9 protein-coding genes and 1 pseudogene are annotated in these 10,655 nt (G+C 40.7%); 1 reads left to right on the top strand and 9 read right to left on the bottom strand.

The features are described 5' to 3' along the window. Positions 1-727: COG4705 family protein (locus tag WBW42_RS18615; protein WP_498479055.1), on the top strand; the 727-nt coding region annotated here is incomplete at its 5' end. A 107-nt stretch (positions 728-834) separates the two neighbouring features. Here the strand turns inward: WBW42_RS18615 and WBW42_RS18610 are convergent. The 9 genes and pseudogenes from WBW42_RS18610 to WBW42_RS18570 form a co-directional block, all read right to left on the bottom strand. Then, positions 835-1,152, bottom strand: coding sequence for a ubiquitination-like system serine protease family protein (locus tag WBW42_RS18610; protein ID WP_032006863.1), 318 nt, complete (start codon positions 1,150-1,152; stop codon positions 835-837). After that, on the bottom strand, positions 1,153-1,698 hold the full coding sequence (locus tag WBW42_RS18605; protein WP_032006862.1) for a glycoside hydrolase family 108 protein: 546 nt from the start codon (positions 1,696-1,698) through the stop codon (positions 1,153-1,155). A gap of 41 nt (positions 1,699-1,739) precedes the next feature. Then, the gene (locus tag WBW42_RS18600; RefSeq protein ID WP_000433908.1) at positions 1,740-2,129 is read right to left on the bottom strand and encodes a hypothetical protein; all 390 of its coding nucleotides are present in this window, start codon (positions 2,127-2,129) and stop codon (positions 1,740-1,742) included. A gap of 68 nt (positions 2,130-2,197) precedes the next feature. Beyond that, positions 2,198-5,644, bottom strand: a complete 3,447-nt coding sequence (locus tag WBW42_RS18595) for a host specificity factor TipJ family phage tail protein (RefSeq protein ID WP_032006860.1) — start codon at positions 5,642-5,644, stop codon at positions 2,198-2,200. Further along, the gene (locus WBW42_RS18590; RefSeq protein WP_000835156.1) at positions 5,637-5,999 is read right to left on the bottom strand and encodes a hypothetical protein; all 363 of its coding nucleotides are present in this window, start codon (positions 5,997-5,999) and stop codon (positions 5,637-5,639) included. Before WBW42_RS18590 ends, WBW42_RS18595 begins: the two co-directional genes overlap by 8 nt. Beyond that, positions 5,996-6,502 (bottom strand): DUF1833 family protein, encoded by a 507-nt coding sequence (locus WBW42_RS18585; protein ID WP_032006859.1) that lies wholly within the window; start codon positions 6,500-6,502, stop codon positions 5,996-5,998. Before WBW42_RS18585 ends, WBW42_RS18590 begins: the two co-directional genes overlap by 4 nt. Next, complete coding sequence (locus WBW42_RS18580; RefSeq protein WP_005138788.1) at positions 6,502-6,900, bottom strand: hypothetical protein; 399 nt, start codon at positions 6,898-6,900, stop codon at positions 6,502-6,504. Before WBW42_RS18580 ends, WBW42_RS18585 begins: the two co-directional genes overlap by 1 nt. Positions 6,901-6,992: 92 nt before the next feature. After that, positions 6,993-7,580: a hypothetical protein gene (locus WBW42_RS18575; protein WP_032007552.1), complete on the bottom strand. Its 588-nt coding sequence runs from the start codon at positions 7,578-7,580 to the stop codon at positions 6,993-6,995. Between the two features lie 90 nt (positions 7,581-7,670). After that, a pseudogene (locus WBW42_RS18570) lies at positions 7,671-10,529 on the bottom strand (lytic transglycosylase domain-containing protein); the annotation flags it as partial. Positions 10,530-10,655 lie beyond the last annotated feature (126 nt).

Here is a 10,655-nt window from a genome sequence, read left to right as displayed (position 1 = left end):
TTCTTGGTCTACGTGCCATAAAATACTCCATATATTGATGTTTATAACATCATTTGGGGAGCAAAATATCACTTATAAGTGTTGTTCAAATTTCCTGATCCACCTCTCTTTTATTTTTGCCATAGTTTTTATTATCTTATTGATCTGTCAAATTAAGGCAAAAAGTTATAAACCATATTTATATTGGTTTACCATTATTGCGAGTACAACTGTTGGTACAACATTAGCAGACTTTGTCACTCGATCTTTAGGTATTGGTTATAGTGGAGGAAGTAGCTTACTCCTCGGCTTAGTCATCTTCTCACTATTGGGTTGGTATAAAGTTGAAGGCAGCGTCTCCCCTCATACCGTTAATAAACCTAAATCAGAAGTCTTTTATTGGTTAACAATTACCTTTAGTCAAACTTTGGGTACAGCTCTTGGTGACTGGTCAGCAGATACGATTGGATTAGGCTATAGTGGCGGGATTGCTCTTTTCTCATCACTCATTTTATTGATGGTGTTGTTGTATAAATTCACTTCTGCTTCAAGAACATTTTTATTCTGGAGTACTTTTATTTTAACTCGTCCTTTGGGTGCTGTGGTTGGAGACTTTTTAGATAAGCCCCTTTCCGCTGGAGGGTTAGACTTAAGCCGTTTTGCAGCATCCGGAGTAATATTAATTGCTATTTTAATATGTATTTATTTTAGTAAAAATAATCAGTTAGCTAATATCAAAAATGCATAAACTGTGAAAGCCTTCCTTAGAGGGCTTTTACACAAATAACTATATTCACATCACTATTGATTGTATGAGCTGAGCATCCTGATAATAGGATACATAACATCAAAATTTTAAACATCGATTGGCACCATATCAACGGTCAAGCCAGCGAGCTCATGATGACAATCAGTCAAGAATTGAATCTTCCCTTCAGTCAAAAACAGATGGCATCGGCTTGCTGGATAATGGTCATTAACAAGTAATGAAGGTGTAAATGTGGGCTTTTCGACATCACCATTAAAATTCCAAATGCTACCATTATGATGTGCGCCCTCTTTTACATGGAAAGGATGTAAATATTTACACCCGGGGCACTTAAACATATAGATGCCGCTGCTCCAATATTCTAAATATGGCGTAAGCTCTGTTACTGTTTCTGCTTGAGCCATTTAGATCACCACTCGATTGCTGATCCAGCCATAGAAAAACTGTTCTTGACTTGGATTGCGCTCACAGATTTCAATGTAACGCTGGCCTTGCATGATATTAAGAACTCGCACAAGCACTTTCTCACCTTCTTTCCCGCGTTTGGCCAGATAAGTTTTTAGAGCTCTAAGAGTTTCAGATCCATAAACCCCATCAACCTTTAAATCTGCATACCCAGCTTTACCTTGATTGTTAAGCAAGTTCAAAGCACGCTGTAAAAGTGGTTTAGCAAAGTTGATACCACAGTTCACTCCAGTATCTAGAAGTTCTTCAGCTACTGCAGAGCTAAGAGTATTAACCTGATCAAAACGTGGCTCTATCCAGTACTGTTTCCGATAAATTGCTTTGGCCATATCAAGAGGCAAATCTTTCATATTGCCCTTATAGCCGTTTTCACGTGCTACAGCTTCAGTAATACCGTATTTGGTTGCACCGCCCCGATCTGCTGGGTTATTTACGTACCCGCCCTCACGCTGAATTAATTCATCAAGATATTTTTCAATGTTCATTTCGGTTTCCTTCAGATGTAAAAAACCGCCCGAAGGCGGCATTAGCTGTTTTCAATGTCTTTTCTGGCTTTCTTAAACTCTTTAATCACTTCAACAATCGTTTTCCCTTCCTGTTTATCTATGAAGTTAAAAATCCAACGGACCAAAGCCCAACCGGGTAAACCACAAACAAAGAAGAAACCACCCAGAGCAATCATCCCCCATACATCAGTAACCCATTCATGAAGCCCCCACTTCACAATAATGAATGAGCCGCCAGCAAGACTTGATACAACAGTACAGATCAAGCCTACGCCCCACTCTTGTGGTGAGCGTGGCATACGAGTCATTAATACAACTGCTGCAACCAAACCGACTGCTAAAGTCACCATGATTGCAATCCCATATAATTTTAAAAGTGCTGTAAAACCGCTAGTGGAAACTGGTTCCATAAATTTCTCCAGATATTTTTAGGCAATAAAAAAGCACCCGAATTGGGTGCTCAAAGTTCTCTTAAGGTTTAAAGGGTTTGTAAGATTTTCCCTCCGTTAATCAATTGAGTTGTAAGCGGTGCCACCCCAACAATTGCAGGTCCACCCGGCCCCGGCTGACCTTCAGTTGTGCCATGGTATTGCCAGTTCCACGTTCCATCATTGGTGGATTTGGTGCCACGTTGGCCCCAATTTCCGCCATCACCTGATAATGGAGATCCATAACGATCATTTTGGGTTCGGTAACCTTTACCGGGTACCGAAGCTTCGGCATCGGTTACTTTGACAACCATAAAGTCACCATTTAAGTACCAACGCCAGTCTTGTGAATCGTTAGTAATAGGTTGTCCGGTCATAACCCGACCAAAAGGTGCTCCAGCTCCACCGGGAATACCCTGAACTCCATACGATAATCCTGTATAAATACCGCTTGGTGTTGCTCCACCACCTGAGCCGCCTCGAGCCAGAGTTCCACCATCAATAATCAGGTTTAGTTTACTGTGCCGGTTTAATAGACCGGGTGCTCCCTGAAAACCATCACGACGGGTTTTGGTAAAGTTGTAATCCGGATCGGTAGACCATGCACCAAATGCCAAATGTGGCAATCCTCCATCACCACCTCGTCCAACAACAGCACCTTTAATAGTCAAATTTACCACGAGATCAGGTGGGAACTCACCAGTATCAATAGCAGGTAATTCTGATGCAGCTGGAACGATATACTCTCGTTTTGCAGGACTAGAGTTATAGTCGAATTTATAGACAAATCTGGTTTCCGGTCGATAAGAACTTGAACTTGAAACTAGTGCACCTGCTTCAACTACAAAACTGATTTCTCCAGTCGTTGGCAAATCCCCTCTTTGCATCTGATATAAACGTGCCAGATTAATATCCAGCTGGTCATATCGAATGTAAATCGGTGAATCATCAACCGGCACATCAATAAAGTCCTTGTCATTGAGGTAATAACGTTCATCGTAATTAATTGCAGTAATGGTATTAGAGAACTGGTCAGCCGGTTCTCTTTTTGCAACCAGATAAGGCAGTGAGCCTTTGGTATCGTCATTAACTACGGTGTAGATAGTATTCACAAAGTCATCGGGACTAAGCTTTAAGGCCCCGTTCGGTAAACGCCCTAAAACTACTTTGTTCTTGGCTGAACCCGGCGTAACGGGAATCAGGTCCACGGTACCATCCCCCATTTGCAGATAGATCACATAGCTCTTGCCTGCAATGAAATCGACATCATGGCTTAGGGTGAGAATTAAACCTTCTTGCTGTACCACCTCGCCGCTTTGATGAATACCATTGCGATAATCCGCTACAGCAATCCGGTCACGTAAAACCAGTAATTCTGATTCTGGTGCCGCATCAAAGGTAATGGATTTGCGCTGGAAGCGAAGCTTGTTCCAAAGCCGGTACGCATTAAAATGAGCTTGCCACTTGTTACGCACACCTACAGATTTCACCTCTTTGGGGTTCTTGGCCCCTTTATCCGGTAGATAGATATTGATACGACTATCGTCGGCCGGATCCGTGTATTCATAGATCAGTCCATCGTAGTCATCCATCACGCCAAAGGTAAGATCATGCTTGTAACTATCAGGAATAATATTCCTGAAGTTAAATAGCATTACCGAGTTATCAGTTGGACGTTCAAAATAAAGCTTGAGCTTATTATTTTGACGATATGCAGTACAAAACACGGCATCACAAAGATTGGTGACCAGCTCTTCAAAAGACAGGTTTGTATCATCAATCGTAGTACAGAACTCAGCCGCAAGTGGTGTACCAAAATAATCAACTACATCGTTATAAGTCCGATAGATATTTTCCAGATCTATTTCGTCGATCGTACGGCGGCCTATCTTGTCATCCAGTGCCATTGAAACCAATGCATCAGCAAAGCTTGATGTTGGAAATAGCTCTGTCGTCATTGCGCCGTTTTTAAAAGTCGGTAACATCCGCTGAAGATCAAAATTGATCTTGCGGGACTTAACAGATAAAGCTCCAGTGGTTGCATAAGTGCGCGCACGAAAAACCGTTTCATGTTCATACACTGTGCTTTGCAAAGGATAAGCACCATAAAGCGCCTGCCACTTTACTTCATCTACTACCGTTGTAACCGCCGGTGTTGGTGTTAAACGACGTGCACGGACACTACAGCGACCTTGAAATGTCACCATATCCAGCGTTGCGCCAACTGTCTGACGTGACTTTGCCGAACCCTTTAGAATGATCTGCTTTAGCATTGGATTACCAATGGCTGCACCCGATTCATTTACCGGCGTTACTTCTACTTCAATCGTGACGTTTACAGCTCCCTGATTTCCACCTGAAGAAACTGTGTAAAGTCCATTTGTGGCCACAAAGTTACATAGCACCCGACTTCGTTCGACATTGTCCAGAATGAATGGACCAATCCACTTTTCACCTATTGAACTGATCTTTGGTGATAAAGCTGCTGTTTGCTGGGCACTTAACTCTTTAACTTTTAACCAGTTAGCATTAACGGCCGCCGGATTTGATAACGTCATTCGATCATCAGCTACCGATAGAACACTGTAAGTGCCGTTTAAATCATAAGTCTGGCCGTTAAACGTGAATGAGGCATTCGTGATTTCTACGCGGTCATTACTTACAAACTTAGTGGTTAAATCTGTGTTGTTTGCCGTTGCCCGAAGAATCTCGTTTGGATATGCAAAATGAAGGTAGTTCGTACCTTCTAAAGATTGTGTATCAGCAGGACGTAAAACTTGGCCATTAACAGAAGTTTGATGCTGAACTGTTAAGGGTGGAGTTGTAATTTCGGTACCAAGCGAGAAATATGGCTCACCCGAGACAATATCGACACCCGGTCGAAAGACTTCTACCGATGCGCCGGCAATATCAACAATGTTGGTTTCACCGTCATATGCACCGTTAATTTTATAGTGACCACGACCAATACAACCAACAACATGCTCTACTTCGACATTGTTTTCATATACCTTGTAAGGCACAGTAATCAGATCAGGGGTATCGTGAGCGGCACCATAAATATCTGCGATACGACCATTTACGCGAGTTTTATTTTCACGGTTTGATAATTCGTTATTTGCAGACGAGGATTGATTGTTATTCTGGTTGGTTTGGGTAATTGAGGGCACAGGCATTAATAATGCAACAGCCACACCCATAACTATAGAAGCAACCGCTATCCAAGCTAGAGTTATGGGGTCTATACCCTTGGGATTCTCAATTACAATGAAAGTGCCTGGCAAGAAATCGAGCTGCTTTAATTCATATGCATTCTTCGGTGTGACTTCATTCGCAAATGAAATTTCCGCATGATCCATATTGCTTATGGTATGAAAAATACGGACATGCTCAGGCATATGGTCATATTTTGAAGTAAGCCATTGACCCAAAGTTTCAGCGTGTTCAATTGTTTTGTCTTCGGATAAAGGGTCTTGTTTATAAATAATCTTAATCATAGAAACTCACACGATTAAATCCAAATGCTTGAACGACTTGAATTGGCATCCATGAAACGCCTGATTCCTGCAAATGCAAAATACGCCCCAAACGAAAAAGCCCCACATGTGGGGGCTTGTTTCGGTATCTAGAGTGAAAGGCGACTATGCAGCCTTCCTTGGGCATGGGCAATGGATTTAGTAACTTCAATCTTGATGGCAGAAATACCTTCTCTTTGACGGGCTTCATAAAAAACTCAAGCGCCTCTCCTCGATCGATATCATATAGATCCATTGCAGCTTCATGCGCGAAGTGAACACAGTTGTAGTGTTCCTCGTCATATTGCTTATCGAGCAAATGATCGTGACTCTTCATATAGCCCCCTTCAAACCACTAAAACGATCAAGCGAAAAGATATCTCCAGTCTTCGCAGTATTTAATCTTGGTGATTCAGCCTTGAATGTCACAGCTTTATGGTTCATTGCAACACTGGAGAGTTGCAGTCCGAGTAAATAAAACATTGGAGAATTCAGATTGTCTGAACTGTAAATCCGGTAATTTACTGTTGGCTTTACATCGGGATATTGGCCTTCGATTACCCGTTCAAACTCATCCGGCATTACATCACCTAAACCAGATATAGAGACTGTTAATGTCTGGTCCAGATCACCCAGCATTCCGGATCTTTGAATTGTCATAGGCAGGTATTCATAAAGCACCTGCCCTTCACCTTCATTGTGCTGAACATACACCCCTCGGTCATCATTACGGACTACCCGGTAAGTATTCATAAAAGAAGGGTGTGAGAGTTCAATACATTCCAGTTGATAAATATCAACTTTTCGATTGAAAAAGAATTCGGCATATTCGTTATCCATCAGACCTCCCAATCTTTAATTAATGCTATATCTGCAGCAAGGTTAGGCTGGTTTTGAACAACTTCGAGTTGTGCATTTACCCGGTAAAGGTTGCCATTCACCTCATTGGTCTTGAACGAGTTCGGAATGAAGTTACACAGGTATTGCTGACGTGTTCCCTGATCAATCACCAGATCCGCATAAAATGAGGCTGGTTTATTCTGGTAGACCCGCCAGAACGCCATCATTTTATTGAAATCGGTTTTACTTAAATTCCAGTTCACATCAACAATATGGCTATTACGCTTCACATCGATGTAATAGCGACCACGCCCACCATCCATTTGCTGACGTTTCACATCATCACCCGGTGTTACGCCATAGCCGCTGGTCTGAGGATTTAGCTTTAACTTGTACATAACTTTCCTTCAGGTAATAAAAAACCACCTCGAAGGGTGGTTTGATGAAATAAGGTTTAGATATTTAAATTAATTACATAAACGATTTAACATTAAGAAATCGATTTAATAATAGTTTCTTTACCATCTTCAAAAATCTCTTTCACTACAAACTTGCAGTAAGCTCCATCTTGAGATGGTTCAGTCAGTAAAACTGGATTCACAAAATCTTTGATCTGTTTAAAACGGATCAATTCATAATTTCCATTTCTTTCCAACTGATAGTCCATTTTTACATCACAACTATACATAGTAGTTGACCCAATAACTGAAGTAAGCCTGAAAGTTAACTTCTTATTTGCGGGTACTTTAAACTCAAAAAACTCTTCACCATTATTTAAACTGATTGTGGGTTTAGGCATATTTAATTTTTTTGGCTCATGCATAGAGCCATACTTTGATAAATTATTTGAAATCTGCTTAGTTATTAGGTTTTTTGAAATTTTTTCACCCTTATTATTTTGATAACTAATATAGAACTGCACCATAGGTACATTACTTCTATAAACCCTTAAATTCGCTGTATCACCTGCTATTTCATCTTGATACATATTTGTGGATCTTACGAGATTATTTACCGCAGGAATGGCACATCCCGTAAGGCCTAAAAGTGTTATAGAAATTACAATTATTTTTTTCATGTCTTAACCATCAATTTTAATGCCAACAAACTCTATCACCTTGAAATTTAAATATTATGAAAATGAACCCTCCGAAAAGGGTTCAAATTATTAAGTACGATTTCTTCTCGCTGTCGTATTCTCAGTCAAAGACCGACTAATGGTTGAGTTTGGATTTGCGATTTGATCACTTACAAGCTTAGGTACCGTTCTTGGAAGCTGCTTATCCAGTTCATCTTTAACAATGATCCGGACTGTTTGCTCGTCCAGTTGTTCGGCTTCAACTGTTGCTCCACTCACCTGATTAATCACTTCAATTTTGAAATTGATAGTAGGTGTAGAAGGTTCAATTGAAGGCATAATCTCAGCTTGAGGTCGAGCAGCTTGACCTCTCGTGAAGTCCTGAACATCATCCAGATTTGAGCGATCCTGAACTAAACCATTGTATGAAAAGTAGACCTTGCCATCATGGAATAGGTCAGAACTTGCCGAAGATGCTAACTTAGGTGTGTCTCTATTACCCTTATAGATAATCTGAGTATCTTGAACCGGTTGATTAAAGATGTCCGATTGCTTTTGGCTTTCTATAAAGGCATTAGAGCTCATCATTGCACGGCGCATGACACTATCACCCGAGGCATTGTTATTGAGAAAAGCTTCAGGATTTGCACTCTTACGCATTTTCTCAACTAAACCAACTCCACCCCAGCGTTTAATGTCTTCTTGGGACCATACAATTTCGCCTTTGTGCACAGCACCCGCAACTTCATATTTCCCACCCCGACCTGTATAACCACCTTCAGCAAAACCTTGATCTTTGATTGCCCGGATGTTTGCAATGATGCTTGCACCTTGAGCAATAGCACTAGCAATCAAAGGAATGTTTGTTGGAAAACCTACCTTTGCTGCCTGAGCAATGCTTTGCTGAATCGCAATACCAGCAGCTGCAATGGCATAAGCTTTATCAGCGGCGAACATGATCTTATATGCTTTAGATTGCTCTCCAAACATTGAACCAAACATCGATGTAAGTGAACCCATCATTTGGCCACCAAATGCAATTTGGGTGTTCAAACGATCTTGCTGATATTTATCTTCAATATCCTGAGCATTCTGAGCATATTCGGCAGCAATCTGATTGCGTTGGTCCTGAGCAGCTTGAATGATTGCTGTTTTCTGGTTTTCGAAGTCCTGTTGCTTAATGAGTCCTGCTTCCATTTGTGCATTTAGAGTATCTAAACCATTTTTTTCATCAAGATCAGTAGCAGCAAATTGACTATCTGCTAAATCATTTGCAGCATTTAAACGGCTAAATCGTTCCTGATCCTGTCTGAAAAATTCTCCGGTACCATTCATATCGGCTTGGATATTACCCCAATTTTGAACAGCATTATTCACCTTATCACGAGTCTCTTTATCCTGACTGGCTTTAGACAATGCGATTAGCTTTTGCCGCTCTTCTATAGAAAGCTTGGTATTCTTAAGAATTTCCTCCCGTTCTAGTCTGTAACGTTCCTGCATGGCTTGAGTTTCGGAAAGCAATGATAAGCGTGCCTGAAATAAACGCTGTTCCTGAGCTAATTGCATTAACCCAAGTTCTTGCTTTAATTGTTGAGCTAATAGATCAACAGCCTCTTTACGCTGATCTTTAGTTAAATCTAGGTCATGCTCGGCCTCAAACTGACGCTTGGCATAGCTATCTTTTAATATTTGCTCTTCCGTCTTTGTGTAGTCTCGGAATGAATCAAGCTTAGTCTTTGTAGCTTGCTCAGCAATAGCAATATCATTATCTGCACGTGCTTGAAGTTCTGCTTTAATTTCGGCCTTGCGTTCTGGGCTAAAGTTAGCTTTATCAACATCCTCAAGTTTTTTGGCCAGATCATACCTAATCTTTGTTACTTGATTAGCAACCTCATTCTCTAATTGAAGACGAAGTTTTGCCTGCTCCTCGGCCATTTTAGTGGTATCTTGAATAAGCTTATCAAAGTCTTTTGATGAGATATCACCAGCAGAATAGCCATTAATACCAGCCATGTAACTTTGATAGTCTTTCCAGTATTGATTATTATTTTTACCAATACCTTTACCCTTCATTACATTGCCTTCACCTGCATGATATGCACGTACAGCCTTTTCTAAATCACCTTTAAAAAGCTTCAAAAGATAAGACATGTACTTAGCGGCACCTTCAGCAGATTGTGCTAAATCAGTGCGGTCTTTTACGCCATATTGCTTGGCAGTACCTTCGAGAAACTGAAATCCACCAGTGGCTCCGGTTTCTTTGTTATAGGCTTTTGCATTACCTCGAGATTCGATCATATGAATCGCGGATAATGTTCCTGATGGAAGTTTGTATTTAGACTCCAGATCTGCAAAGCCGAATTTTGAAGCATTTGCTAGGACTTTCGCATTTACATTTAGTACTTTTTGCTGATTTTTAAGCTCCTTGTTTTGCTCACGTATTGAATCAGTTCTAGCATCCGTGATGGCTTTGATTGATTCTTCTGCTTTCCAAGTATCCGTTAATGCTTTCATAGCCTCTCGGTCTGCTGCCTTAAGACCCTTAGCTAATGAATCTTTATAAAGCTTCAGTAAATCATTAGCCTGAGACTCAGAAAAACCCTTTTTCATTACTATCTCGACAAATTGCGTATCCCACAATTTATCTGCATACATTTTCTGTAAGGACTTTTGAGCCTCATCTGCAGCCTGTTTTGTATTCTTGATGGCATCAGCATGTTTCTGCTGCTCAATTGCTGCATTTTGTGCTTTGTTACCCGTTAAAGTAACTTCAATACCAAGCAATTTAATGGCTGTTTTGGTCTTATCAGCCTTTTCATAAGCTTCATTATATTTGTCGATTTGCTCCTTCAATGCATCTCTTAAGCTTGGGGGTAACTTCTGCTTAGCAAGTTGCTCCATAGCCTCCTTGTAGCTAATCGTGCCCAATCGAGCTTCATTAGAAATCCTTGTAAGTTCAACATTACCTGAATAGCCACCGATTTTGTAGACACCTTTTAGTTAGATAAAATGGCTAATTAACGAGGTGCTTATGAGCAGTAAACGATACCCTGAAGAATTCAAAATTGAAGCAGT

This window comes from Acinetobacter sp. LT1 (assembly GCF_059800965.1).
Note: the sequence above shows the minus strand (reverse complement) of the source record. Positions and strands in the feature narration are given on the sequence as shown.

Bases quoted from the DNA above. Each gene is read 5' to 3' on its own strand.
- WBW42_RS18610 (WP_032006863.1), bottom strand. From the start codon at position 1,152: ATGGCTCAAGCAGAAACAGTAACAGAGCTTACGCCATATTTAGAATAT.
- WBW42_RS18600 (WP_000433908.1), bottom strand. From the start codon at position 2,129: ATGGAACCAGTTTCCACTAGCGGTTTTACAGCACTTTTAAAATTATAT.
- WBW42_RS18590 (WP_000835156.1), bottom strand. From the start codon at position 5,999: ATGAAGAGTCACGATCATTTGCTCGATAAGCAATATGACGAGGAACAC.
- WBW42_RS18585 (WP_032006859.1), bottom strand. From the start codon at position 6,502: ATGGATAACGAATATGCCGAATTCTTTTTCAATCGAAAAGTTGATATT.
- WBW42_RS18580 (WP_005138788.1), bottom strand. From the start codon at position 6,900: ATGTACAAGTTAAAGCTAAATCCTCAGACCAGCGGCTATGGCGTAACA.
- WBW42_RS18575 (WP_032007552.1), bottom strand. From the start codon at position 7,580: ATGAAAAAAATAATTGTAATTTCTATAACACTTTTAGGCCTTACGGGA.
- WBW42_RS18595 (WP_032006860.1), bottom strand. From the start codon at position 5,644: ATGATTAAGATTATTTATAAACAAGACCCTTTATCCGAAGACAAAACA.
- WBW42_RS18605 (WP_032006862.1), bottom strand. From the start codon at position 1,698: ATGAACATTGAAAAATATCTTGATGAATTAATTCAGCGTGAGGGCGGG.